The organism is Salinisphaera sp. T31B1 (assembly GCF_040361275.1).
In the GTDB taxonomy this organism is placed as follows: domain Bacteria; phylum Pseudomonadota; class Gammaproteobacteria; order Nevskiales; family Salinisphaeraceae; genus Salinisphaera.
On the sequence record NZ_APNH01000001.1, the window covers coordinates 764,879 to 790,161 of the forward strand.

The 25,283-nt window shown below is 64.7% G+C and carries 24 protein-coding genes; 12 read left to right on the plus strand and 12 right to left on the minus strand.

Translation table 11 applies throughout. The annotated features are described in order from the left end of the window. Positions 1–2 precede the first annotated feature (2 nt). Together T31B1_RS03505 and T31B1_RS03510 are read left to right on the plus strand one after the other, a co-directional pair. Positions 3–1,058: an ABC transporter ATP-binding protein gene (locus T31B1_RS03505; protein WP_353248736.1), complete on the plus strand. Its 1,056-nt coding sequence runs from the start codon at positions 3–5 to the stop codon at positions 1,056–1,058. 122 nt (positions 1,059–1,180) lie between these two features. Next, positions 1,181–2,143, plus strand: a complete 963-nt coding sequence (locus T31B1_RS03510) for a Gfo/Idh/MocA family protein (protein ID WP_353248072.1) — start codon at positions 1,181–1,183, stop codon at positions 2,141–2,143. A gap of 241 nt (positions 2,144–2,384) precedes the next feature. Here the strand turns inward: T31B1_RS03510 and xth are convergent, their stop codons facing one another. After that, a complete protein-coding gene (gene xth / locus T31B1_RS03515) occupies positions 2,385–3,158 on the minus strand; it encodes an exodeoxyribonuclease III (RefSeq protein WP_353248073.1) in 774 nt (257 codons plus the stop codon). On the opposite strand from xth, the gene T31B1_RS03520 reads away from it, so the two are divergent. Continuing rightward, the gene (locus tag T31B1_RS03520) at positions 3,108–3,704 is read left to right on the plus strand and encodes a DUF1499 domain-containing protein (protein WP_353248074.1); all 597 of its coding nucleotides are present in this window, start codon (positions 3,108–3,110) and stop codon (positions 3,702–3,704) included. The genes xth and T31B1_RS03520 overlap by 51 nt on opposite strands. A 59-nt stretch (positions 3,705–3,763) precedes the next feature. On the opposite strand, the gene T31B1_RS03525 is transcribed toward T31B1_RS03520, so the two are convergent. Further along, positions 3,764–5,845, minus strand: coding sequence for a M3 family metallopeptidase (locus tag T31B1_RS03525; protein WP_353248075.1), 2,082 nt, complete (start codon positions 5,843–5,845; stop codon positions 3,764–3,766). Positions 5,846–5,989: 144 nt separating this feature from the next. Between T31B1_RS03525 and gorA the strand changes: the two genes are divergently transcribed. The 4 genes from gorA to gpmA all read left to right on the plus strand — a co-directional run bounded on the left by gorA (position 5,990) and on the right by gpmA (position 9,541). Beyond that, positions 5,990–7,339, plus strand: coding sequence for a glutathione-disulfide reductase (gene gorA, locus T31B1_RS03530; protein WP_353248076.1), 1,350 nt, complete (start codon positions 5,990–5,992; stop codon positions 7,337–7,339). 38 nt (positions 7,340–7,377) lie between these two features. After that, positions 7,378–8,220, plus strand: coding sequence for an alpha/beta hydrolase (locus T31B1_RS03535; RefSeq protein WP_353248077.1), 843 nt, complete (start codon positions 7,378–7,380; stop codon positions 8,218–8,220). A gap of 97 nt (positions 8,221–8,317) precedes the next feature. Continuing rightward, on the plus strand, positions 8,318–8,677 hold the full coding sequence (locus T31B1_RS03540) for a 3D domain-containing protein (protein WP_353248737.1): 360 nt from the start codon (positions 8,318–8,320) through the stop codon (positions 8,675–8,677). A 111-nt stretch (positions 8,678–8,788) separates the two neighbouring features. Further along, positions 8,789–9,541: a 2,3-diphosphoglycerate-dependent phosphoglycerate mutase gene (gene gpmA / locus T31B1_RS03545; RefSeq protein ID WP_353248078.1), complete on the plus strand. Its 753-nt coding sequence runs from the start codon at positions 8,789–8,791 to the stop codon at positions 9,539–9,541. Between the two features lie 22 nt (positions 9,542–9,563). Here the strand turns inward: gpmA and T31B1_RS03550 are convergent, their stop codons facing one another. Further along, entirely contained in the window at positions 9,564–10,046 is a 483-nt protein-coding gene (locus T31B1_RS03550; RefSeq protein WP_353248079.1) for a hypothetical protein, read from the minus strand. Positions 10,047–10,120: 74 nt separating this feature from the next. On the opposite strand from T31B1_RS03550, the gene T31B1_RS03555 reads away from it, so the two are divergent. Both T31B1_RS03555 and T31B1_RS03560 read left to right on the plus strand, forming a co-directional pair. Further along, positions 10,121–10,963, plus strand: a complete 843-nt coding sequence (locus tag T31B1_RS03555; protein ID WP_353248080.1) for a hypothetical protein — start codon at positions 10,121–10,123, stop codon at positions 10,961–10,963. Positions 10,964–10,966: 3 nt separating this feature from the next. Further along, on the plus strand, positions 10,967–11,380 hold the full coding sequence (locus T31B1_RS03560) for a CoA-binding protein (RefSeq protein WP_353248081.1): 414 nt from the start codon (positions 10,967–10,969) through the stop codon (positions 11,378–11,380). 53 nt (positions 11,381–11,433) lie between these two features. Here the strand turns inward: T31B1_RS03560 and T31B1_RS03565 are convergent, their stop codons facing one another. Next, complete coding sequence (locus tag T31B1_RS03565) at positions 11,434–12,348, minus strand: LysR family transcriptional regulator (RefSeq protein ID WP_353248082.1); 915 nt, start codon at positions 12,346–12,348, stop codon at positions 11,434–11,436. A 121-nt stretch (positions 12,349–12,469) separates the two neighbouring features. Here T31B1_RS03565 and T31B1_RS03570 point away from each other — a divergent pair, with 121 nt between their 5' ends. Continuing rightward, positions 12,470–13,321 (plus strand): carbon-nitrogen hydrolase family protein, encoded by an 852-nt coding sequence (locus T31B1_RS03570; RefSeq protein WP_353248083.1) that lies wholly within the window; start codon positions 12,470–12,472, stop codon positions 13,319–13,321. 35 nt (positions 13,322–13,356) lie between these two features. Then, a complete protein-coding gene (locus tag T31B1_RS03575) occupies positions 13,357–14,829 on the plus strand; it encodes a sodium:solute symporter family transporter (protein WP_353248084.1) in 1,473 nt (490 codons plus the stop codon). A gap of 150 nt (positions 14,830–14,979) precedes the next feature. Here T31B1_RS03575 and T31B1_RS03580 read toward each other — a convergent pair whose 3' ends face one another. From T31B1_RS03580 to T31B1_RS03615, 8 genes are all read right to left on the minus strand, one after another. After that, a complete protein-coding gene (locus T31B1_RS03580) occupies positions 14,980–16,992 on the minus strand; it encodes a TonB-dependent receptor (protein ID WP_353248085.1) in 2,013 nt (670 codons plus the stop codon). 68 nt (positions 16,993–17,060) lie between these two features. Continuing rightward, positions 17,061–17,309, minus strand: a complete 249-nt coding sequence (locus T31B1_RS03585) for a hypothetical protein (RefSeq protein WP_353248086.1) — start codon at positions 17,307–17,309, stop codon at positions 17,061–17,063. A 150-nt stretch (positions 17,310–17,459) separates the two neighbouring features. Next, on the minus strand, positions 17,460–18,269 hold the full coding sequence (locus T31B1_RS03590) for an HpcH/HpaI aldolase/citrate lyase family protein (protein ID WP_353248087.1): 810 nt from the start codon (positions 18,267–18,269) through the stop codon (positions 17,460–17,462). 26 nt (positions 18,270–18,295) lie between these two features. Beyond that, the gene (locus T31B1_RS03595; protein ID WP_353248088.1) at positions 18,296–19,495 is read right to left on the minus strand and encodes a CaiB/BaiF CoA transferase family protein; all 1,200 of its coding nucleotides are present in this window, start codon (positions 19,493–19,495) and stop codon (positions 18,296–18,298) included. Positions 19,496–19,514: 19 nt separating this feature from the next. Next, complete coding sequence (locus tag T31B1_RS03600) at positions 19,515–20,888, minus strand: MmgE/PrpD family protein (protein ID WP_353248089.1); 1,374 nt, start codon at positions 20,886–20,888, stop codon at positions 19,515–19,517. Beyond that, positions 20,885–21,292 carry a VOC family protein gene (locus tag T31B1_RS03605; protein WP_353248090.1) on the minus strand — a complete coding sequence of 136 codons (408 nt, stop codon included), beginning with the start codon at positions 21,290–21,292 and terminating at the stop codon, positions 20,885–20,887. Before T31B1_RS03605 ends, T31B1_RS03600 begins: the two co-directional genes overlap by 4 nt. 11 nt (positions 21,293–21,303) lie before the next feature. After that, positions 21,304–22,461, minus strand: a complete 1,158-nt coding sequence (locus T31B1_RS03610) for an acyl-CoA dehydrogenase family protein (RefSeq protein WP_353248091.1) — start codon at positions 22,459–22,461, stop codon at positions 21,304–21,306. A gap of 5 nt (positions 22,462–22,466) precedes the next feature. Continuing rightward, on the minus strand, positions 22,467–23,312 hold the full coding sequence (locus tag T31B1_RS03615) for an HTD2 family dehydratase (RefSeq protein ID WP_353248092.1): 846 nt from the start codon (positions 23,310–23,312) through the stop codon (positions 22,467–22,469). A gap of 227 nt (positions 23,313–23,539) precedes the next feature. On the opposite strand from T31B1_RS03615, the gene T31B1_RS03620 reads away from it, so the two are divergent. Further along, on the plus strand, positions 23,540–25,264 hold the full coding sequence (locus tag T31B1_RS03620; protein WP_353248093.1) for an acyl-CoA dehydrogenase family protein: 1,725 nt from the start codon (positions 23,540–23,542) through the stop codon (positions 25,262–25,264). Positions 25,265–25,283 lie beyond the last annotated feature (19 nt).

Here is a 25,283-nt window from a genome sequence, read left to right on the forward strand (position 1 = left end):
CGTTGCTCGACATCCAGGGCTTGTCCAAGCTGTATCCGGTGTCCGACGGCGAGTCGGCGCCCATGCGTGCCCTGCGCGGCTGGGCGCGACATCAGCCGCGCCCGGCGCCGAAGCTGCATGCGGTCGATGATGTGAGTTTCACCATCGGCGCGGGCGAAAGCGTTGGCTTGGTGGGCGAGTCCGGCTGTGGCAAATCGACGCTGGTGAGCCTGATCACGCGGCTGATCGAACCCACCACCGGCGCCATCCTGTTCGAAGGCGAGGATATTGCCGCCATCAATACCCGCGCGTTCGCGCGCTCGCCCCATCGCGGCGCGATTCAGGTCGTCTTTCAGGACCCGCACGACAGCCTCAACCCGCGCCACAGCGCCTTCGATGCGATTGCCGAACCGCTGCGGCGCTTGCAGAAAATGTCGACCGCCGAATGCCGGGCGCGGGTGGCCGAACTGGCCCGTGATGTCGGCCTGCCCGAAGAACTGCTGGATCGGCTGCCGCACCAGCTCTCCGGCGGCCAGAAAGCGCGCGTGAATATCGCCCGGGCACTGGCGCCCGAACCGCGCCTGCTGGTACTCGATGAACCCACCTCGGCGCTCGATGTGTCGGTACAGGCGGTGATCCTCAAGCTGTTGGACGACCTGCGTACGCGCCTGGGCATCAGCTATCTGTTCGTATCCCACGATCTCAACGTGGTGCGGCTGCTCTGCGACCGCGTGATCGTGATGTATCTGGGCCGTATCGTGGAAACCGGCACCGCCGAGCAGGTCTTCGACCAGGCCGCCCACCCCTACACGCGGGCGCTGATTTCGGCGATCCCGCGCACGATCGAGGAAAGTCCGGTCGAACGGATTCACCTGCCGGGCGATCCGCGCAGCCCGATCAATCCGAACCCGAATGTGTGCCGCTTCTATGGCCGCTGCCCCCGCGGCGTCGACCGCTGCCAGCAGGCCGAACCGCGCCTGTTGAGCATGGCACCGCGGCACTCGGCGGCCTGCCATTTCGCCGAAGAGGTCCAGGCCAGTATTTCGGGCGGCGAGACGGTGTCGCCTAGCACCGGCTAGCGACGAGTGCCGCCTCGCTCGGTGCTTGCGGCCCGACGGCCGGCCAGCGCGGTCGAGTCGCCTTCCGATTGCCAGCGGTTACACTACGGTCCGTTACGAAATAGTGACTGGGACGATTCTCGATGCGAGTAGTGGCCATCGGCGCCGGCGCCTGGGGCAAGAACATCATCCGCAACCTGCACGAGCTCGATGCGCTCGGCGGCATCGTCGAGGGCAACGGCGAGCGTCTGAACGAATACGCCGAACAGTACCCCGGCGTATCGCTGTTCGAGGACTGGCGTGCGGCACTGGAGTCCGACTGTGTCGCGGTGGCTATCGCCACGCCTACGCCGTCGCACTACGAGATTGCGATGGCTGCGCTGGAGGCCGGTAAAGACGTGTTCGTCGAAAAGCCGCTGACACACAGTTCCGCGCAGGCGCGCCAGCTCGTGGACGCGGCCGAACACCGCGGCGCGGTGCTCATGGTCGGCCACCTGTTGCTGTATCAACCCGCGATCGCTTGGATCAAGGACTATATCGCGGCCGGCCAGATCGGCGAGCTGTTCTCAATTCGTCACGAGCGGCTCAATCTCGGCCGAGCCCGGAGCGCGGAGAACGTGATCTGGGACATCGGCGTGCATGACATGGCGATCATGCTGTATCTGGTGGGCCAGGCACCGGAACGGGTACGCGGAACGGGTCATCGTATGCTCGGTCTGAGCGTCGAGGACGAAGTGCATGTCCATCTGGAGTTCGCCAACGGGGTGCGCGGGAATCTGCACACGTCGTGGCTGTGGCCCGAAACCAATCGGCGAACGATCGTACGGGGATCGCGCGGCATGCTGGTCTACGACGAGGTCGCTCAGACCGTGACCCACCATCGCAAATGGATCGACGACGAACTCCAGAACCACGACGAAGGCAGTGAGGTGGTCCACCGTGGCGACGGTCAGCCGCTACGGCTGGAGCTGCAGCATTTCCTCGACCGCGTCGCCGACCGCGAGCCGGCCCGCTCCGACGGCGCCAGCGCGTTGGCGGTGGTGGAGACGCTCGAACGCATTAATACCGCGGTCGCCGAATCCAGCCGTTTTCAGCCGGCCTATTGAGGCGGGCGCAGACCCGCTCGGCACGATACGCGCGGCCGCTCCGGCCGACCGCCGTCGGGTCTGCGAGCCTGTCGGAATCCGGCGGATGACATCGGTCCAGCGCCGGGCGAGACGGTTGATCGGTTGCACAGAACGGGGCCGCGGGCCGGTTTCGTTTTACCAGTCGCCATGCGTGGCCCGTGGTATCTCCCGTCGAACGCGCCTGTATCGAATCGCCGACGCGGCCGGCCGCGTCGGCCGCTCAGATCGCGAAATCTGCCACCACCGGCACGTGGTCGGAGGGTCGCTTGCGCCCCCGCTCGCCGACATGCGCTTTGCAGTCGCGGCAGTGCTCGACCAGCGCCGGCGTGGCCAGGACATGGTCGATACGCAGACCGGCGTTACGCGCCCAGCCGCCGTTGCGATAGTCCCACCAGGTGAAGCGATGCCGGCCTTCGCGCTCGTCAAACAGACGCCAGCAGTCGGCGAGCCCGGCCTCCAGCAGGCGCTCCAGGGCGGCACGCTCAGGCGGTGAGCACAGGATCCGACCTTCCCATTTTTCGGCGTCGTAGGTGTCTTCCGGGCGCGGCGCGATATTGAAGTCGCCGGTGAGCACGAGCTTGTCGTGCCGGGCCAGCTCGTCGGCGATCCAAGCGCGCAGGGCGTCGAACCAGGCCAGCTTGTACTCGAACTTGGGTGAATCCAGATCCTGCCCGTTCGGGCAGTAGACACCGATCACGCGCACATCGTCGACGGTCGCGGCGATCACGCGCTTGTGGTCGTCCTCGAAGTCCGGCAGGGCGGTGACCACATCCCGGGCCGGCGTTTTCGATAGCAGAGCCACGCCGTTATAGGTCTTCTGGCCGGTAAAAACGCATTCGTAGCCGGCATCGCGGATTGCATCGATCGGGAACTTGTCGTCGACCAGCTTGGTTTCCTGCAGCGCGAGCGCATCGACCGGATTCTTGTCCAGCCAGGCCAGCACATGCTCGAGGCGGACATTGAGCGAATTGACGTTCCAGGTGGCGATCTGCATGAGTGGGCTCCAGGTCGAGACGGCGTCGGGACGCAGGGCACGCTACAGTGGGTCTTCCACTCGCGCCAAAAGGTTTCGATGATGATCCGGATACTGCTGCGGCCGGTGACCGCCGCCATTGTAATGGCAACGGGGCTGCTCGGTTGTGCGAGCAGTCCGCCGAGCCATTTCACCCGTACCGCAGACGATTTCACGCCTTGTGCGAACGCGCCCCACTGCGTCTCCTCCCAGGCCGACAAGGCCAGCGCCCGCTATGTCGAGCCCTATGCCTTTGCCGGTACGGCCGACGGCGCACGCCGCGCGCTGCTGACCGCCATCGACAAACACAACAATGCAACCGTCGAGCGAGCCGACCGACGCTTCGTGCACGCCACCTTCCGCTCCACGCTGGGTTTTGTCGATGACGCGACGTTTCTGATCCAGCCGCATGACCACATCATCGACGTGAAATCCTCGTCGCGCGTGGGCTATTACGATTTCGGTGTGAACCGTCGGCGTGTGGAGACACTGCGCGACCAGTTCAAGCAGGCTCTGGCGCAGCCGTGAAACCGACCCCGGCGGCCGTTCGTCCGCCGGATCCAGGGTTGTCTGCGGCCTGCTGACGATCAGGCGGCGCGCTCCTCACTCAGGCCGCTGTGGCGCAACAGGGCGTCGATGGACGGCTCGCGGCCTCGGAAGGCGACAAAGTTGTCCAGCGCATCGCGGGTGGCGCCGCGTTCGAGCACTTCAGTAAGAAAACGCTGGCCGGTGGCCGCGTCGAACAGCGATGTTTCCTCGAACGCAGCGAAGGCATCGGCCGACAGGACTTCCGCCCATTTGTAACTGTAGTAGCCAGCGGCATAACCGCCGGCGAAAATATGCGCGAAGCTGTGCGGGAAGCGGTTGAACGCCGGCGGCTGCATGACCGCGACTTCGGCGCGTACGCCGGCCAGCGTATCGAGCACGCCGGTCTCGGTGGCCGGGTCGAAATCGCGGTGCAGGCGAAGATCGAACAGTGAGAATTCCACCTGCCGCAGCATTTGCCAGCCGGCCATGTGGTTGCGCGAGGCAGCCAGCTTGTCGAACAGCTCGCTCGGCAGCTTCTCGCCGGTCTGGTAGTGCGCAGCGAACAGGTCCAGCGATTCGCGCTCCCAGCACCAGTTTTCCATGAACTGGCTGGGCAGTTCGACTGCATCCCATTCCACGCCGGCGATCCCGGCAATGGGGGCATAGTCGACCCGGGTGAGCATGTGGTGCAACCCGTGGCCGAACTCGTGGAACAGCGTAGTGACTTCGTCGTGGGTCAGCAGCGCCGGCGCGTCGCCGATGGGCGGCGAGAAGTTGCAGGTCAGGAACGCCACCGGCAGCTGGACGCCGTCGGCGTGTACGCGCCGGCTCTGGAAGCCGTCCATCCAGGCGCCGCCGCGCTTGCCTTCGCGTGCGTACGGATCGAGATAGAACACGCCCCGCACACTCTCGTCGTCGTCGCGGATTTCGTAGACGGTCACGTCCCGGTGCCAGACGGGGACATTGTCGACCGCTACGATGTGCACTCCGTACAGGCGCTGGACCACGCGGAACAAGCCATCAATGACGGCGGGCGCCGGGAAGTAGGGCCGCAGATCCTCATCGGAGTAATCGTAGCGGGCCTGCTTGAGTTTTTCGCCGTAGTAACCGATGTCCCAGGCTGCGATCTCTTCGATGCCGTCCTCGGCAGCCAGGGCCGCGATCTCGGCGAGCTCGTCGGCTGCCCGGCCCTGCGTACGCTCGGCCAGGTCGAGTAGGAAGCTCTCGATCTGGGCGGGGCTGTCGGCCATCTTCTTGGCCAGCGACTTGTCGGCGTAGTTGGCAAAACCGAGTAGCTGAGCCGCCTCGTGGCGCAGCGCGAGAATTTCGTCCATGAGCGCGCTGTTGTCGTACTCGCCGCCGTTGGGCCCGGTATCGGAGGCACGCGTGGAAAAGGCGTGATACACGGTTTCCCGCAGGCTGCGATCGTCGGCGTGTGTAAGCACCGCGATGAAGCTGGGTGCATCGAGGGTGATCAACCAGCCCTGCATGTCCTTATTGGCCGCATTCTGGGCGAGCAACGCCCGGGCCGATTCGGGCAACCCGGCGAGCAGGGTTTCGTCGGTGACGTGTTTGCTCCATGCCTGAGTGGCATCCAGCAGGTTCTGCTGGAAGGTGGTGGACAGCTCGGAGAGCCGCTGCTGGATCTCGGCATGACGCACCTTGGCATCATCGTCCAGTGCAACGCCGGACAGCTTGAAGTCGCGCAGCATGTCGTCCACGACGCGCTGTTGCGCGGCGTCGAGCTGTTGGTAGGCGTCGCTGTCGTCGTGAAGGCGCTGTACGGCCTCATACAGACGCGTGTTCTGGCCCATTTCAGACGAGAACGCGGTGAGCTTGGGCAGACAAGCCTGGAAGGCCTTGCGCCAGGCCGGTGAATCCATCACCGAATGCAGGTGCGAAACCGGTGAAAAGCCGCGCTCCAGCCGATCGCCGGCCGCATCGATCGGCTCGATCAGCGTGCCCCAGCTGGGCCGGTCGGCACTGCGGGCGATGGCCTTATCGACCGCCTTGCGCGCGTCGGCGATCAGGGCATCGACCGCCGGCTCTGCATGCTCGGGGGCGATAGCCTGGAAATCCGGCAGCTGCCGGGTGTCCAGCATCTCGAGTAGCGGATTGGATCCGGTGGCGGCTTGGCTCATGACGTGTTCCCGAAAACGATCAATGGATACGTAAGGCAGTGTATGTGCGGGCCGGGGGCAGACGAATCAAGCGGTCGGTGCCTCGGCCTGACAGCGCCCGTGCAGACCCATACAATGCTGCCCTCCTGTGGCAAGCGAGCGGACATGAGCGAACAATTCGATTTGATTGTTATCGGCGGCGGCAGCGGTGGCATGGCCACCGCGCGCCGTGCCGCGGCTTACGGCAAGCGGGTCGCGCTGATCGAGCGCGGACGTCTGGGCGGGACCTGCGTGAACGTGGGCTGTGTTCCCAAGAAGGTGATGTGGCACGCCGCCGACTTCGCCGAACGCGCCGCCCAGGCGCACGGCTACGGTTTCGATCTGGGCTCTGTCGAGCACGACTGGGCGCGCCTGGTGGCTAATCGCGAGACCTATATCGAGCGTCTCAACGGCATTTACGAACGCAATCTGGACAAGGACGACGTCGAGTACCTCGCCGGCGATGCGCGTTTCGTGGGCGTGCGCACGGTGGCCGTCGGCGAGCGCGAACTGGTTGCCGATCATGTGGTCATCGCCACCGGCGGCAAACCGAGCTGGCCGGATGTGCCGGGCGCGGCGCTGGGCACCGACTCCGACGGCTTCTTCCAGTGGCGCGAGCGCCCGGCGCGCGTGGCGATTGTAGGCAGCGGTTATATCGCCTGCGAGCTGGCAGGCGTGCTCAACGGGCTGGGCGCCCGGGTGTCGCTGCTGTTACGGCGCGAGCACGTGCTCAAGGCGTTCGACGACATGCTGAGCGATACGCTCATAGAGCGCATGCGCGATGCGGGTATTGACGTACAGATGAATCGCTCGGTCGCCGAACTGTCCGAAGCCGGCGACGGCGTGTGCATCGACTGGGTCGGCGGCGGTGAACCGGCGCATGTCGATCGTCTGATCTGGGCCATCGGCCGTCTGCCCAATACCGATGGGCTGAGTCTGGAGGCCACCGGTCTGAGCGTGGCGGCCGACGGCACGATCCCGGTCGACGAATGGCAGGACACCTCGGTCGAAGGCGTCCATGCGCTGGGCGACGTGACCGGCGCGGTCGAGCTCACGCCGGTGGCGATCGCGGCCGGACGGCGTCTGTCGGACCGACTGTTCGGCGGACGACCGGATCGGCGGCTGGATTACCACAACATCCCCACGGTGGTCTTCACCCATCCGCCGATCGGCACGGTCGGTCTGAGCGAGGCACAGGCACGCGAGCAATACGGCGACGCGGCGGTGAAGATCTACACCAGCCATTACGTAGCCCTTTACCACGGCGTGCTCGAGCACAAGGTGGGCTCGGATATGAAGCTCGTATGCGTGGGTGACGACGAGCGCATTGTGGGCGCCCATGTCATCGGCGACGGCGCCGACGAGATGCTCCAGGGTTTTGCGGTCGCGGTGAAGATGGGCGCGACCAAGACCGATTTCGACGATACCGTTGCGATTCATCCGACCAGCGCGGAAGAATTCGTCACCATGACGTGATCGGGCGTGGTGTACAACGTCTGCTTGGCATAGGCGGCGTGAGTCTACTGACGGTGCTGGCCAGTGCCTGCTCCGGCCAGTTCTGGGCCAATACGCTGACCCCGCCGTGGGGCTATGATCGGCATGCCGATATCGCCTACGGACCGCTCGATCGCCAGCGCCTGGATGTCTATGTCCCCCACGACAAGGTCGCCGATGCACCTGTCGTGGTGTTCTTCTACGGCGGCAGCTGGCAGACGGGTAGCCGTCAAGGCTACCGCTTCGTCGGTCAGGCGCTGGCCTCACGCGGACTGATCGCGGTCATACCCGACTACCGGCTCTATCCGCCCACCACGTTTCCGGGCTTTGTCGAGGACGGCGCGCTTGCAACCGCCTGGGCCTATCGGCATGCGGCCGACTACGGCGGTGATTCCGCGAAGTTGTTCGTGGCCGGCCATTCGGCCGGCGCGCATATTGCGGCCCTGCTGGCCACCGACGGGCATTATCTGGCCGACACGGGTCTGTCGATCCGGGATCTGGCCGGGTTCGTCGGCATGGCTGGCCCTTACGATTTCCTGCCGATCACCGACCCGGCGCTCAAGCCGATATTCGCCCCGGAATCGGCCTGGCCGAGTTCTCAGCCGATCCATTTCGTGGACGGCGACGAGCCGCCGATGCTTTTGATGCACGGATCCGCGGACAAGACCGTCTATCCGAAAAACAGTCGGAATCTGGCCCAAAAGGTTAATGATTCGGGCGGATCGGCCATATTGGAAATCTATCCGGGCGTCGGCCATATCGGGCTCATCGCGCCCCTTGCTGCACCGCTTCGGATGACCGGCAGCGAGCTGGATGACTTCGCGGATTTCGTCAAACAAGTAAGCACAGACAGCCAGCGTTAAGGTTGGTCGTGTATCGTCGGGCGCTTGTTCAAGCGGTATCTCCGACATGCATCGTTTTCTGGCAATGACGATCAGCGTGCTCATACTACTGTGCGCTATGGCCCTTCCCGCCCAGGCAGAACTGGTCGAATGGAAAGAGCTTAGTGTCTCGGCTTCTGCTTATAACTCAGTCGCTTGGCAGACGACCAAGAACAAGCCGTCGATCGCTGCCTGGGGTGACGAACTCAAGCCCGGCATGCGGGCAATCGCGGTCTCGCGCGATCTGATCGATCAGGGGCTCACGCACGGCACCCGGGTCAAGATCGAAGGTCTGCCCGGGGTGTATGTCGTACGCGACAAGATGAACAGCCGCTGGCGCAAGAAGATCGACATCTACATGGGTAAGGATGTGGCGGCCGCGCGCCAGTGGGGCATCCAGAAAGACATCCAGATTTCCTGGGCCGATCCGGCCGAGTAAGCGGCCAGTCGTCGGCCGGCGGATGAACGCTGTGCCGGGCTGCGGCATAATACCGGCCCGTGCCGTCGATCGGCTCGTTCCAGTGCTGTTCAATCCATTCAGGGAGCCGCCATGCCCGGCCAGCTCGTATTGCTACGCCACGGCCAGAGCCAGTGGAACCTCGAGAATCGCTTCACAGGTTGGGTCGATGTCGATCTGACCGAGCAGGGCCGAGCCGAAGGGCGTGCCGCCGGTCGGCTCCTCGCCGAGGAAGGTCTGCGCTTCGATGTTGCCTACACATCGCTGCTGCAGCGAGCGATCAAGACGATGTGGCTCGCCCTCGACGAGATGGACCAGCCCTGGGTTGACGTGACTCGCCACTGGCGCCTCAATGAACGCCACTACGGGGGCTTGCAGGGTCTGGACAAGGCGGAGACATCGGCCAAGCACGGTGAGGATCAGGTGCATGTCTGGCGTCGCAGCTACGATATTCCGCCGCCGCCCATGGCCGACGACGACCCTGGCCATCCGCGCTTCGATGCCCGCTATCGTCATCTGGATGCGCGCGTGCTGCCGGCCACCGAATCGCTGGCGCTCACGCTCGAACGGGTGCTGCCCTTCTGGCACGACGCAATCGCGCCCGATCTGAAGGCCGGCAAGACCGTGCTGGTGACCGCGCACGGCAATAGCCTGCGTGCGTTGGTGAAGTACCTGGACGATATCGCCGACGATGTGATCACCGGCGTGAATATCCCGACCGGCATTCCCCAGCTCTATCGGCTCGACGACGAATTGAACGTGATCGACTCGCGCTATCTGGGCGATGCCGAGGCCGCCGAAGCGGCCGCTCAGGCGGTGGCCAACCAGGCCAAGAGCGGCGCCTGAGGCGCCAGCGCGGGCCAGCGTGTCAGCGACGCAACGCGTAGCGCAGGCGTGTGCCGGCCGGCTCGATCAGGCCGGCTTCGGCCAGCCATGTCCGTGCGTCCTCGGCGTCCTCGGCAAACCAGGCGGCCGCGCTGCCCAGCCGGAAGGTATATCCCCAGGCGTCCATCTCGGCGCACATGCGCGCACGATCGTGTCCGGCGAGCAGATCGGCGGCCAGAATCTGCCAGTAGCAGACTGCGTTCTCCTCGTCGTAGTCCCCTCCGGCGTTGGTGTCCAGCCCGCGTCGCCGGGCGTCGTCCATGCACACGAAATGGCCGGCCTCGTGAAGCGCCGAATGCACCGGCGTATCGGCACGCACGTACAGTGTATGGCCGCGCAAGCCGGCTTCGGCGTCGCCCCAGAAGCTGCCGGGAATCGATTGGTCGTCGGCGACTCGCTCCACGCCGAGCTCGAATCGGTTCAACAAGGTGCGCAAGCGATCGATGCCCAGGTCGGCCACGGTCATGACGGCCGGCTCGGCGGGCAGGGTCGTCTCCGATTGACGTACAGTATGCAAATTGCTCAAAGCACAGGTGAAATGTGAAACCGCAAATCAAATCTTATCTGATCGTGGCCTGCCTCGGCGCGCTCATGCTCGCCGGCTGCGCGACCGGGCCGACCAGCGAACCGGCACAGACCAGCGCCGCCAATCGTGTGCTGGAAGCCTACGACGTGCCCGATCTGCTGGCCCAGGCAGCGCCGGCGGTGTCGCAGTCGTTGGACAAGAACCTGCCCGACGATGTGCCGACTGCCGAACGCCAGCGTCTGCGTGACGCGGTGTATGCCGCCTATGCGCCTGACGCGCTGGCTGCCGATGTCACCCAGCGTCTGCGTGAACAGGCCAAGACGGACGGCCGCGAGCGGGCCCTGGCGTCTGCCGCCGACGAGCTTGCTTCGCCGCTGGCACAGCGCATGATCAGCCTGGAATCGGCCACCGGAGACGACGGCTTCGCCCAGGGCTTTTCCGCGTTTGTCGAACAGCCGGCCACCGATGCGCGCAAGCGCCGTCTGCGGATCATCGATTCGCTGTCCGACGATATGCAGATCGTGCAGTTGCAGACCGCATTCAACGTGACCCTGCTCGAGGCGATGATCCGGGGCCGCAATGCGGTGGTCGACAGCGACCGTCAGGTGGACGAGCCGCAGATCGAGCGGATGTTGTCGAATACGCGTGACGGTATTCGGGGCAAGCTCGATGAGCGCGTGCCGTTGATGCTGCTGTATGTGTACCGCGATGTCGACGACGCGACGCTGCAGGATTATGCCGATCTGCAGAGCCAGCCGGACATGGTATGGACAAATCAGGCCGTCGAGAAGGCGATCATCGACGCACTGGCCGCCGCCGGCGATCAGGTGCCGACCATCTACAACCAGGGCGCCTAGACCATGCCGATGATCGAGAACGACACCGATGTCCGAGAGATCCTGGCGCGGGTGCGGCGTATCGCCGTGCTCGGACTGTCGTCCAAGTCCGAGCGTCCTTCATATGGTGTGGCCAAGGCCATGCAGGCCGAGGGTTACCAGATCGTCCCGGTCAACCCGAACGAGGATGTAGTCCTCGGTGAAAACGCCTTCCCTGATCTGCGCCATGTCACCGGCATGATCGACATGGTCGACGTGTTCCGTGCGCCCGAGCACGTGCCGCAGATCGTGGACGCCTGTATCGAGCGCCATGTCCATGTCCTTTGGTTGCAGGAAGGCGTCGTGCATGCCGAGGCGGCGCAGAAGGCCGCCAATGCGGGGATCGACGTAGTCATGGGCCGCTGCATGCTCAAGGAGTATCGCCGCCTGCTCGGGTAGCTCAGCCCCTGCTGATGGAACCGGCCCGGGTGAATGCGTTCGCCCGGGCTTTTTTATTGCGCGCCGGCGTATAGCAGCGATCGGTCGGCCCGGCAGCGCTCGATGATGAAATGCCAGGTGCGATTGACCGCGGCAAAACGGTGCAGATCGCGGTTGGTCGATATCCAGTAGTGGCGTACGAATTGCGCGTCGGCCAATACCCGAACCAGTCGCGGATCGTCGCGTCCCATGTAGTCCGGCAGGATGGACAGCCCCACGCCGGCCGCAGCGGCTTCCCGCTGGGCGCCGATCGTCGTGCTCTGGAACACGAAGTTCAAACTCGGCGAGATCTCGTAGTGATACTTGAGCTCGTCGGTGAACATCATGCTCTCGATATAGCCGATCCAGGCATGCTCGACGAGCTCTCGACGCTCTCGGATCGGCCCGTGCCGGGCCAGATACTCCTGGCTTGCATAGATACCGAGCGTGTAATCGGTGAGCAGGCGGCGGATGACGAATTCGCCGGTCGGCTGCTCGAGCGTGATGCTGATATCCGCCTCGCGGCTGGCCACAGTGGTCGATTTCGGCAGTGAAATGAAATCGATCTCGATACGCTGTTCGGGCATCCATTGGGCGATGCGCCGGGACAAATAGTTATCGCCCAGGCCTTCGGTCACGCCGATACGCACCCGTGAGCGCGTCGCCCCCGGCGTGCCCAGCACTTCCAGCCCCAGGCGCAGATTCCGTTCGAGACTTTCGGCGTGTCGGAACAGACGATCGCCGGCATGGGTCAGTTCGAAGCCCTGGCCGGTCTGTACGAACAGCTGTGCCGCCAGCGCCGATTCCAGGGCGCGAACCCGATTGCCGACGGTGACATGCGAGGTATCCAGTACGCGGGCGGCATGGCTGAGACGGCCGTGGCGAGCCACCGCCAGGAAGAACTTGAGATCGTTCCAGTTGGTGGCCAGGAGCTGGGCTTCATCCGACATGACAGGGTATCGATTCGCGCGTTCTAAAAATTATGACATGCGCTGAAAGATATTTTGTATTCCGTCGCACGAGCCCAGCGGCTAGATTCGAGCCACGTTTCGAATCACCCGATCATCCGCCATGCAATCCGATACCGCTGTCTCGGTCGTCCAGCACGCGCCACGCGAGATGGGCCAGAGCGAGACCAATATCGACTACATCGTGGCCAGTCTCGCAGCCGAGGCGGCCCGCGGCAGCCGACTGGTGGTGTTTCCCGAAATGGGAATCACCAGCTTCTTTCGCCACGAGCCGGGCGGATACGAGCGCTATTGGCGCGAGGCCACCATCGAACTCGACGGCCCGGAACTGGCGCGGATCATCGAGGCAGCGGCGGCGGCCGACGTCCATGCCGTGGTCGGCTTTGCCGAGCGATCGGCTAGCACGGGCGTTATCTACAACAGTGCCGCACTGGTCGGTCCGGCGGGCATCCTCGGCGTGACCCGCAAGGTTCATCTGCCGGGGCTAGAGAAGATGTACTACACGCCGTCGGATTCCATCGACGTCATCGACAGCCCGTTCGGTCGTATCGGGATCGCGATCTGTTACGACGTCATGTTCCCGGAATACTTCCGGGCACTGTCCGATCAGGGCGCCGAGATCATCGTGTTCTGTTCGTCGACCTGGCGCGGCGGCGCCAAGGGCGGCGTGGGCCTGGAAGGGGTCAAACGCGACTACTGGTCGGCGCTGCCGATGGTCACCGCGATCCAGAACCAGGCGTTCGTGGTCGCCTGCAACGCCTGTGGCCGTCTGGATATGGGCGACCAGGCGGGCACCTGGGAGCGGTTGGGGCTGAGCCAGATCGTTGCGCCCACCGGTGAGGTGCTGGCCGCCGCCGGCGACTGCGACGAGGAAATCATCCGCGCCGAGTTGGCCGTCAACGACATGGTCGCGGCGCGTACCAGCTACCGGTTCCTGACCGATCGGCTGCTGTAATCTTTCGTATCAAGGGCATTTCGGGGGAATAGAACGTGACAGAAATACGCATCATGATGTGGGTGGGCTTGGTGATCTTCCTCGCGCTGATCGCCGTGCTTGGCTATATCGGCTCGAAGAAGACGACCACCATCGCCGATTTCTCCATTGCTGGGGCTTCGCTTGGCCCGGGCGTGTTGGGCCTGGCCTATGCCGCGACCTTCTTCAGCGCCTCCACGTTCGTCGGCTATACCGGATGGGCCTATGAATGGGGATTCTCCTCGCTCTGGATATTCCTGACGCTGATCGCGGCCTCGCCGCTGGGGCTGATCGTGATCGCCAAGCGTGCTCGGGCCATGAACATCACGCAGAACTCGCTGTCGCTGCCGGATTGGCTGGGCGATCGCTACGACAGTGACTTCGTGCGGGTCGGCGCCGCGCTGATCTGTCTGTTCAACATTTTCTATATCGCGGCCCAGTTCGCCGCTGGCGCGTGGATTTTCAACACCCTCCTGGGCTTGCCTTACGACGTGGGCGTGGTGTTCATCGCCGTCATCGTGGTCGCCTATGTGTTCGGCGGCGGATCCTATGCCGATATCTATACCGATGCCGCCCAGGCGCTGCTGATGATGATCATGGGTGTGCTCGTGTTCGTGTCGATCTTCTGGATGTTCGACGGCGGCCTGACCAGCTCACTGACCCAGATCTCCGAGACCCTGGCCGCACGCGACCCCAACCTGGTGGCCGCGATCAACCCCGACTCGATCGTGTTTTACTCGGTCCCGGCCATCATCGGTGCGTTCATCATCCAGTTCGCCTTCGCCGCCCAGCCGCAGCTGTTCAACAAGGTGCTGGCGCTCAAGGATCCGAAGGACATGCGCCGCATGATTCTGGTCTATATCGCTTCGGCGCTGTGTTTTCTGCTGGTGATCTTCGGCGGTCTGTATGCAGCGGTCACCGTCAACGTGGACAATCTCGATCAGAGCCTGCTGCAGTACGTCACCATCGCGTTTCCGCCGATCATCTCGGCGTTTCTTGGCCTGGTGATCATCGCCGCGGCGATGTCGACGACCGACGGCATTTTCGTGGTCATGTCCACGATCGTGGCCAACGATATCTATCTGAAATTCCTGGTGCGTCGCGGCTATATCAAGAAGACGCAGGCGGAGGCCGAGCACACCGCACTATGGCTGTCGCGCTGGTCGGTCATCGTGGTCGGCGTGGTTGCGTCACTGATCGTGTTCAACCCGCCCGAGTCGATCGGCATGTTCATCTGGATCGGCATCTCCGGGGTGGCCTCGGGAACGCTCGGCCCGCTACTGGCCAGCCTGTTCGTCCCGGCGCTGGCCACGCGTACAGCGGCCTCATGCTCGCTGGTGGCCGGCCTCGTCGCCTACCTGCTGATTCTGCTCACCGGCGCGATCAAGAGCACCATGGCGGCCGGTTCCGTGGGCGTGCTGATCGGACTGGCCGTCATGCTGGTCGTCGGCTATGCCACTCGCCATCATCTGACCAACCAGGAGGGCTGAACCATGTGGGTCAACGAAATGCTCACCATCTGGCTGTACGGCACCATCGGCGCGCTTGTCGTATGCGGCATCAGCCTCGCCGTCTGGTATCGCGACTGACACGCCGGTACGAGACCAGGCGCCGGGGGCCTGGCCTCGTGTCCGGATGACTCAGAACTTCACGTTGATTCCCGCGGTCAGGCTACGGCCCGGTTGGGGTACGCGCAGGAACGAGGTGCTGCGTACGATTTCCTCGTCGAGCAGGTTGTCGCCCCGCAGATAGACCAATGCCTGACTGGCATCGAACCCGCTCAGGCGATAGCCGATGAAGGCCGTGAGGTCGGTGAAGCCCGCGGTTTCATCCTCCAGAGGCCCTTCGTGGTTCTGCCGGGTCGAACGGATCGCTTCCACCGTGCCCAGCCAGGTATCGCTGTCGTAGTCGAGGCCGGCGCCGTAACGGCCCGGCGTGATCCGGGGCAGGTTGGTATGGTCGTCGAGTTCGGCACGGACATAGTCGCCCAGGACGCGAGCGGTCAGCCGATGTGCGCCCTGGAGCAGGTCGTAGCCAACCTCACCTTCGCCGCCATAGAAGGTGGCATCGCGAGCGGCATAGTCGACGAGCAGGAATTCACCATCGGGGTCGAACGTCCCGTCCTCGTCCACCCGGTCGGCGATCCCATCGGCCACGCCGACGCCCGAGCCGTCGGCGTTCAGGCCGGCGTCTACCGACTGCTGGTAGATGTATTTGCTGTACCGGGTATAGAACAGACTGGTGTCGAAGCGAAGGCGGCCCTTGATACGCCGCAGGCCCAGGTCGAAGCTGTTGGAGGCTTCCTCGTCGAAGCCGTTGTCGCCGCGCTCGTAGGTCAGTGTCGCTTCGTGCGGGCCGAAGCTGTATAGCTCTTCGGTGGCCGGCGCGCGTTCATAGTGGCCCGCCGTGGCGGTCAGCAGATAGTGCTCGCCAATGGCGCGCTTGGCGCCCAGCGAGACACTCAGCGGCGTATGGTCGACGTCGCGCCGGCCGCCGCTGGTGTCCTCGTCCTGGTATTCCACACGCAGCCCGCCCTGAATCGTCCACAGCTCGCCGATCGGCCGCTGCTCGACCAGAAAGGCGGCCAGAGAGCGGGTCTGCGTGGCCGGCACGAACGACTCTTCCTCGCCGTAGGCCTTGAAGTCGCGATCGAAGCCCTGCAGTCCGAAGATGCCGGTAAAACCGGCCAGTGGCGCGTGTTCGGCGGCCAGACGGAATTCGGTCTCCTGATTGTCGAAGAACGCTTCCGGATTGTTCTGCTCGCCTTCGGTATGGAGATAATCCGTATACGCGCCAGAGAACTCGATGCGGTTCAAGCCGGGTGTGGGATCGTAGACCTCGCCCTTAAGATCGTAGCGATCCTGGGTCAGGCGGATCTGCGACTGTTCGCCGGGGATACCGTATTCGCGGCCGAAATGGCTGACTGCACCGCCTACATAGCCCCAGTCGCCCGAATAGGAAGTGCCGGCGCTGTAGGTATCGGTATCGGTCGAGCTGTTGTCGATCCGGCGGTTGTCGTTGGCCTGGTAGTCGTCGGTCAGGCGTTTCATGCCCTGAACGTTGAGCGCGAAATCTCCCATGCCGCCGGTGATATCCAGCCGCTGCAGCCGCTCGCCGAGCGTGCTGTCGCCGCGTACCAGATCGGCTTCGCCGGTGAGCCCGTCCGGCGCGCTCTGGGGAATGCGGTCGGTGACGACATTCACCACGCCGCCGATCGCACCCGAACCGTAGAGCAGCGTCGAGGGGCCCTTGAGAACCTCCACCTGGCGCGCCGAATAAGGGTCGATACTCACCGCGTGGTCCTGACTGAGCGTCGAGACGTCGGCGGACGCCAAGCCGTTTTCCTGGACGCGTACACGCGCGCCGGCCTGGCCACGGATCACCGGCCGGCCGACGCCCTGGCCGAAGTCTGCCGAGCTGATGCCGGGCGTATCGGCCAGCGTGGCGCCCAGTGTCTGGCCACGCTTGCGAATGAGTGCCGGGCCGGTGACGACCGTGGCCGGTTCGATCGCCTGGCTCGGATCCTGGTCGTCGAAGGCCAGCGCTTCGACAGAAATCGGGGCCATGAGGGTGTCGTCCTGGCCGAAGGCGGTCAGGGCCAGTCCGAGCGCGCAGGCGCCACCAGCCCAGGCAACAAATCTTGAGATGAACATGAGGGTATGACTCGTCTAGTAACGAAAACGGCCGGCGCGAGCGCGCCGGCGGCACAGGGCAATTCGGTTCAGACGAATCGGACGGGCGGGGCACGCACGCGATAGCCAGCCCGGGTATCGGCCACCGGGCGAGACACGGGACAGACCGGTACCGGAGCCGACGACGCCGGCGGTGCAACCTGAGCTACGGTGGCGGGCGCCGGCCCGGCGCCGAGATGGCCATGACTGCAGCTCGGGCAGTCGTGGTTGGCATGCGGCTGGCCGACGGGGTGGTCGAAGCCGTGGGCAAACACGAGCCACTGTGCGCAGATCAGCATGACTGCGATCCACAACCCGCGTTTGTTTCGAGCCCCCATGGCGTTCAACCGCAGCGGCGCGCCGGCCGCTCGCCGGGCTCCGCCTCATCATTGTTAGTTATAAAATAACATAACAATTATGAGTCCGGATGACAAGCGCTGCAGACGGCCTCAGTTGAGCGCCAGAATCCGCCGGGCACGAGCCAGTACCGGCGCATCCACCATCTGTCCGTCGACCTGAAACGCGGCCTCGTTGGTACGGCTGGCTTCCATGACACGCTGAGCCCAGCTGAGTTCGTCCTCGGTCGGGGAGAACGCCTTCTTTACGGTGGCAATCTGGGCCGGATGAATACAGAGCATGCCGCCGAAGCCCATATCGCTGGCGCGACGCGCGATGGCGTGCAGACGGTCGACGTTCTGGAAGTCGGGAAACACGCTTTCCAGCGGTGGGATCAGCCCGGCGGCATGGGAGTGGATCAGCAGCTGGTAGCGGGCGTGGTCGAGCACGGCCCGGCCGCCGTCGCTGTCGGGCGTCACGCCGGCTTCAAAGGCGAAGTCGAGGGCGCCGAAGCTGTAGCGCTCGACGCCGCGGACGCGGGTCAGCTCGGCCAGCGCCAGGATGCCCGCCGGGGTTTCCAGCAGCGGCCAGACCGGCTTGCCGAGTGAGGCGATCCGTTCGAGCGCACCGCGCGACTCGGCCTTGGGCGCGACGATTCCGGCGATGCCTGCATGCCCTCGGCACACTTCCAGGTCGGCATCGAGCTCGCCGCTGGTCGGCGTGTTGATACGCACGTGGACACGGGCGTCCGGGTGCTCGCCGAGAAAGCTAGCCAGTGCGGCGCGTGCTTCGTCCTTGCGATCGACGGCGACGGCGTCTTCCAGGTCGACGATCACGGCATCGGCCCCACTGGCCAGCGCCTTGGGGATGAGATTCGCGCGCGTGGCGGGCACGAACAACGGGCATTGAATCGCAGCGGTCATGGTGCGCGTCTCTGTCGAGGGGTGGGTCAGACCGCGCCTGCATCATGCAGGCGGGCGATATCGGTGGCGTCGTAGTCGAGCTCGGCCAGGATCGCGTCGGTGTGTTCGCCCAGGTCCGGAATCGAGTCCATGCGTGCTTCGAATGCGCGATTCGCCGCCGGCGGCAATAGGGCCGGCAGTTCTCCGACCGGACTGCCCACACGCCGCCAGCGATCACGGGCGGCCAGCTGCGGGTGCGCCCAGACGCCGGCCATGTCGTTGACATGAGCATTGGCGATGCTGGCCCGATCCAGTCGCTCGATGGCCTGATCGGCGGTCAGCGCGGCGAAGGCCTCGTGAATGAGCGTGCGCAGTTCGCCGCGGTTGGCTGAGCGGTCGCTGTTGGTGGCAAAACGGACATCGGTGGCCAGCTCGGGTTGCTGCAGAACGATTTCGCAGAAGGCGCCCCATTCGCGCTCGTTCTGAAGACCCAGCATCACGCTCTGGCCGTCGCCGGTAGCGAACGGGCCGTAGGGATAGATCGTGCTGTGCGAGGCGCCGGCCCGTGGCGGCTGGGGCTGGCCGTCGAAGGCGTAGTACATGGGATAGCCCATCCACTCGACGATGGTCTCGAGCATGGACACATCGATCGAGGTGCCGCGACCGGTTTTACCGCGCTGGATGAGTGCGGCCATGATGCTGTTCTGGGCATACATGCCCGCCGAGATGTCGGCGATCGAGCAGCCGACCTTGGCCATGTCCTCGTCTTCGGGCCCGCCGGTGGTCGACAGCACACCGCCCTCGCTCTGGATGAGCAGATCGTAGGCTTTCTTGTCGGTATACGGGCCGGTCTCGCCGTAGCCGGAGATGTTGCAGACGATCAGTCCCGGGAAGCGCTCGTGCAGATCGTCGAAGGACAGTCCCAGACGGGCGGCCGCACCCGGTGCCAGGTTCTGTACCAGCACATCGGCCTCGACCAGCAGCTTGTCGAGGATCGTCATGGCCTCCTCGTGCTTGATATTGAGGGTGAGACTCTCTTTCGAGCGGTTGGTCCAGACGAAATGCGACGACAACCCGCGCACACGGGTGTCGTAGCCGCGCGCAAAGTCGCCGACGCCGGGGCGTTCGATCTTGATCACCCGGGCGCCGAGATCGGCCAGCTGACGGGTACAGAAGGGCGCGGCGATTGCATGCTCGAAGCTCACCACGGTGATGCCGTCGAGCGGGCGGCTTTGCTCAGTGCTCATCGGTCGTTCCTTTTCGTCGTCAGTGCGGGCGCAGGGTCGGCACGCGCGACAGCTCGCGCAGGCCCCAGACCGTGTCGATCATCGTGCGGGCGGCGTTTTCGTCCGTTCGACCGCCGAAAGCGGCCAGCCGCATGAACTTGTCTTCCAGCTCGGCGCGCGAGAGCGTGTTGCCCGGGTCGCCCTTGGGTTCGTCGATCGACCCTTCGAGATGACGGCCGTCGGTGGTTTCGATCTCGACCCGGCCCAGCCAGCGGTTCGGATAGGCCGTATCGACTTCGTCGTCGAGGCGCATGGAGACCTTGTCGCGAAAGGCCGCGACCGCATCGTCGGTCAGCGCGAGCGTGTCGAACTCGGTCAGTCCGGCGGCGTCGTGGACCGCGATCAGGCCGAGCACCGTGCCCATCGAGAACTTGGCCTGGTGGATGGTACGCGGGACGTCCACCGCGCCGAGCACGTCGATCGCGCCCTGGTGGACACGGGTGGTGACACGCTCGATATCGTCGGCGGCGAGATCGTGTTCGGCCATAGCCGCGGCCAGCGCATCGGCGGCCGGGTGCGTATGCCGACAGGAGGCATGGAACTTGAAGGACGTCTCGGCCAGCGCCCAACGACTGCCCAGCTTGGCGGCCAGGCGCTGGATATCGGCATCGCTCGACATGCCGGCCGCCATGCCCTGGCTGCCGCCGAAGATGTCCTGTGCGCCGGTGAGCCCGTCTCGGGCCATGTAGGCGGCCAGCAGACCGTTGCCCGCCGCCTTGGCCGTGTGCAGCTGCTTTGAGTCTGCGCCATCGCGCAGAAACGCCCACAGCCCGGCCGCCTGGGTGCCTGCATTGCCGAGCGTGTGGATCATGGTCTGGGTATCGACATTCAGTATCCGGGCGGTGGCCACGGCGGCGGCCAGCGTGCCGGCCGTGCCGGTGGTATGAAACACGCGGTAATGCGACCGGCCGAGGAACTCACCGACCCGAATCCCGGCTTCGTAGCCAGCTACGCTGGCCGCGATCAACTCTTGCCCGCTCGCGCCGACGTCCTGAGCGGCGGCCAGAGCGGCGGGAAACACGACCGTGGCTGGATGCAGCACGGAACTGTTGTGCAGGTCGTCCTGCTCGATCACGTGCGAGGCCGCCGCGTTCACGAAAGCCGCGTAGTAGGGCGAGCTGGTGGTCGCGTTGGTCACGATCTCGCTGGGGCCGCTGGCCGGGCCCATGGCCTGGGCATGGCGCTCGAACACCGGTATCGGATGCTGGCTGGCACCGCCCAGTGCCGAGGCCAGCCAGTCCAGGAACAGATCCTCGCAGCGGGCAACGACCGCGTCGGGGATATCGTCGTAGCGTAGCGTCGCGCAGAAATCGGCCAGTTGCCAGGTCGGGCCGTGGTCGTGGGAATCGGTCATGCGGTGGTGTCCTCACAGGCGCCGGGCGACGGATTGGAAATCTCGATCAGATTGCCGTCCGGGTCGCGTATATAGACGGATAGGAGCGGCCCGGTCGCGCCCGTGCGCTCGACCGGCCCTTCGGTCACGGCCACGTCCGCGGCCGCGAGGTCCGCGATCACGCTGTCCAGCGGCGTCGCGGTGATGAAACACAGATCGGCCGATCCCGGTGTAGGGCGGCCGGCCTTCGGCTCGAACGGCCGCGCGGCCGGATGCAGATTGATCTTCTGCGAGCCGAACGCCAGTGCCGTACGCCCCGAGCCGAACGTCACCTGCCGCATGCCCAGCACGCCACAATAGAATGCGCAGGTCGCCGGGATATCGGCGACGGTGAGCACCAGGTGGTCGAGCCGGTCGATCTGCATGGCCGGCTGTCTCAGAACGAGCGCGGCATGCCCAGCAGATGCTGGGATACGTACGACAGAATCAGGTTGGTCGAGATGGGGGCGACCTGATACAGCCGTGTCTCACGGAACTTGCGTTCGATGTCGTACTCGGTGGCGAAGCCGAAGCCGCCGTGGGTCTGCAGACAGGCGTTGGCGGCCTCCCAGGACGCCTTGGCCGCCAGATACTTGGCCATATTCGCCGAGGCACCGGCCGGCTTGCCGGCGTCGTATTCCTCGCAGGCGCGCCAGCGCATCAGATCGGCCGCCTCGACCTCGATATGGGCCTCGGCGATCGGAAACGACACCCCCTGGTTCTGACCGATCGGCCGGTCGAAGACCTTGCGCTCGTTGGCATAGGCGGTGGCGCGTTCGATGAACCAGCGACCGTCGCCGATACACTCGGCCGCGATCAGCGTGCGCTCGGCGTTGAGCCCATCGAGGATGTACTTGAAGCCTTCACTTTCTTCGCCGATGAGGTTCTCGGCGGGTATCTCCAGATCGTCGAAGAACAGCTCGTTGGTCTCGTGGTTGACCATGTTGGAGATCGGTTTGACGGTCAGCCCGTTGCCGATGGCCTCGTGCAGATCGACCAGGAAGATCGACATGCCGCGCGACTTCTTCTCCACCTGATCGATCGGCGTGGTACGGGCGAGCAGGATCATCAGGTCGGAGTGCTGTACCCGCGAGATCCAGACCTTCTGGCCGTTGACGACGTATTTGTCGCCCTTCTTCACGGCCGTGGTCTTGAGTTTGGTGGTATCGGTGCCGGTGGTCGGTTCGGTCACGCCCATGGCCTGCAGGCGTAGTTCGCCGGCAGCGATCTTGGGCAGGTAATAGCGCTTCTGTTCTTCCGAGCCGTGGCGCAGCAGGGTGAACATGTTGTACATCTGGCCGTGCACGAAGCCGGCGTTGCCACCGCAGTGGTTGACCTCCTCAAGGATCACAGAGGCTTCGGCCAGGCCCAGGCCCGAGCCATCGTATTCCTCGGGGATCATCGCGGCCAGCCAGCCGGCCTCGGTGAGCGCCTTGACGAAGGCCTCGGGAAATTCGCGGCGTTCGTCCACGCCGCGCCAGTAGGCATCGTCGTAGTCGGCACACAGGCCGCGCACGCCGTCGCGGATGGCATCGAGCGATTCGTTGTCGAGCATGGGTACTAGATCTCCGTGAAGGTCAGCTCGGCCTCCTGGGCCGGGCCGTCGTCGTTATGGGCCCACAGGCGGGCAGAGCCGGTGGACTCGATACGTCCGCAGACGTCGAATGGCTTGGGCGCGACCAGGGGTCGCAGGCCGCGGAAAGAGAACGTGTCGACGCGCGCGTTCGGATGCGCGTTGCAGAAGGCGCGGATCAGCAGGGTCGCGACCAGCGGGCCGTGGACGACCAGGCCGGGGTAGCCCTCGGCCTCGGTCACGTACGGCCAGTCGTAGTGGATACGATGCGCGTTGAACGTCACTGCTGAATATCGGAACAGAAACACCGGATCCGGCGTGATCGTCTCGTGCCACTGGCTCTGCGAGACCGCGCGATCCAGCGACAGTTTCGGCGGACTGGGCTCGCGGTAGACGATGTCCTGTTCTTCGTCGATCGCGAGCCGGCCGTCCTGGTGATAACGATGGGCGACGGTCACGAACAGCAGGCTGCCGGTCCGGCCCTGCTTTTCCTTGATCGCGATAATCTCGGACTCGCGCACCGCGGGCGTGTCCACCCGCAGCGGCTCGACGAAGCGCAGACGGCTGCCGGCCCACATACGATTGCGATTGTCGGCCGGCGGCAGGAAACCGCCGCGGGCCGGATGGCCGTCCTCGCCGATGCCTTCGGCGACCACCGGCTCCTGGAAGAACGCCCAGTGCCAGAGCAGCGGCAGGGCCGCGCCGGCCGGTAGCGGGGTTTGCCCGAAAGTGGCCGCGATCCGGTCGACCAGTACCGGGGCGAGCCGGTCTTCGCAGCGGGCGGTGTTGCCGAGCCAGGCGGTCGGGTCCTGTGCGGTCGGGTTGGATGCCATCGCGGTTACCGTCGGTCGATAAACAGATCACGCGCACCTATGGAGGTACGCGCCGGAGAAAGGGCAAAACAGCGGACGTAACGCCGGTTTCCGTTGCCCGTAATATGAACACAGTGTACCGTATACAAAACCGTTGGCAATGGCACGTGCATCCGCATGGCCCGGCGAATCCGGCATTCGGGCCGGAGCGGTGCAGAGCGTTGTTTTGGTACATCTTCGAGGGTCCGATGGCCGCCACGATCTATCGCAATATTCCGGACAGTGCCGGCGAGAACGCCTATCGCGCCGATCCCGGTTTCGCCCAGTTGCTGCGCTTGTATGCGACCGAGGCCGAAGTCGCCCACGTCGAGCCGCGCTTCGACGAACTCGGTGCGCTGGTCGGCGACGAACTCGAGCAGCTCGCCCTGACCGCGGACAAGAACAAGCCGACGCTGGCCGTACGCCATCGCAACGCATCGCCGCGCAACGGCATCGACAAGCATCCGGCCTATATCGAACTCGAGCGGTATGCCTTTTCCCGTTTCGGGCTGGCGGCGATGTCCCACCGGCCGGGCGTGTTCGATTGGCCGGAGAAATGGCCGCCGATCATCAAGTACGGCCTGACCTACCTGTTCGTGCAGGCCGAGTTCGGACTGTGCTGCCCGTTGAGCATGACCGATGCCCTGACGCGCACGCTGGCGAAGTTCGGCGACAGAGCCTTGGTCGAGCGCTTCTTCGACGATCTCACCACCCAGGATTTCGACGCGCTCTGCCAGGGCGCAATGTTCATGACAGAGCAAGATGCCGGCTCGGATGTGGGTCGCATATCGACCGAGGCACGCGAGGAAGACGGCGTCTGGAAGCTGTATGGCGACAAGTGGTTCTGTTCCAACGCCGATGCCGGTCTGGCCATGGTGCTGGCCCGTCCGTCCGGCGGCGGTGACGGCACGCGCGGGTTGACTCTGTTTCTACTGCCGCGTCACAAGGCGGACGGCGAGCTCAACGACTACCGCCTCGTGCGGCTCAAGGACAAGCTTGGCACGCGCTCCATGGCTAGCGGCGAGATCACGCTCGACGGCGCCGAGGCCTATGTCGTGGGTGAGCCCGGCAGCGGCTTCAAGCAGATGACCGACATGATCAACATGTCGCGCCTGTCCAACGGCGTGCGCTCGGCCGGGATGATGCGTCGCTGTGTCAACGAGGCGCTGTTCTTTTCGCGCCATCGCGAGGCGTTCGGGCACAAGCTCGTCGACCTGCCATTGATGTGGCGGACGCTGGTCAAGCTGATGACGCCGGCCGAACAGGGCCGCAGCATGGTGTTTCATACCGCCGACGTGCTCAAGCGAGCCGACGCTGGCGACGAGCGTGCCGCCAAGCTGCTGCGTATTCTGACCCCGCTCATCAAGTTCCGTACCACGCGTGACGCGCGCAAGGTCGCCGGCGACGCCATGGAAGTGCGTGGCGGTTGCGGTTATATCGAAGAGTTCTCCGATGCGCGCGTGCTGCGCGACGCACATCTCGGTTCGATCTGGGAAGGCACCAGCAATATCGTGGCGTTGGACGTTATCCGCTCGATCAAACGTGAGGATACGCTGGCGACACTCATGCCCTATCTGCGGGAATGCCTGGATCAGGCAGCGTTGCCGACGGCCGGGCGTGCGCTGTTCGAAACGGCGCTGAGCCGAGTCGAATCTGCAGTCGCGGCGGTCACGGCGGATTCGCGCGCCACCATCGACACCCGCGCCGTGGCCAGCGCGTTGTACAGCGTGAGCTCGGCGGTGTTCATGGCCTGGGAGGCCCGCCGTATCGGCGACGATTGGCGGCGATTGGCGCTGGCCTATCTCGTGCTCTGTCACCGCGTACTGCCGCGCGATCCGCTCGCAGGCGAATCGGTCGATATCGATCTGCTGCCGCATCTGCTGGCCGAAGCATCGATGACCCTGGAGCAGGCACAGCGTTTCATGCCGGGATAGGCTGAATTGTCAGTACACT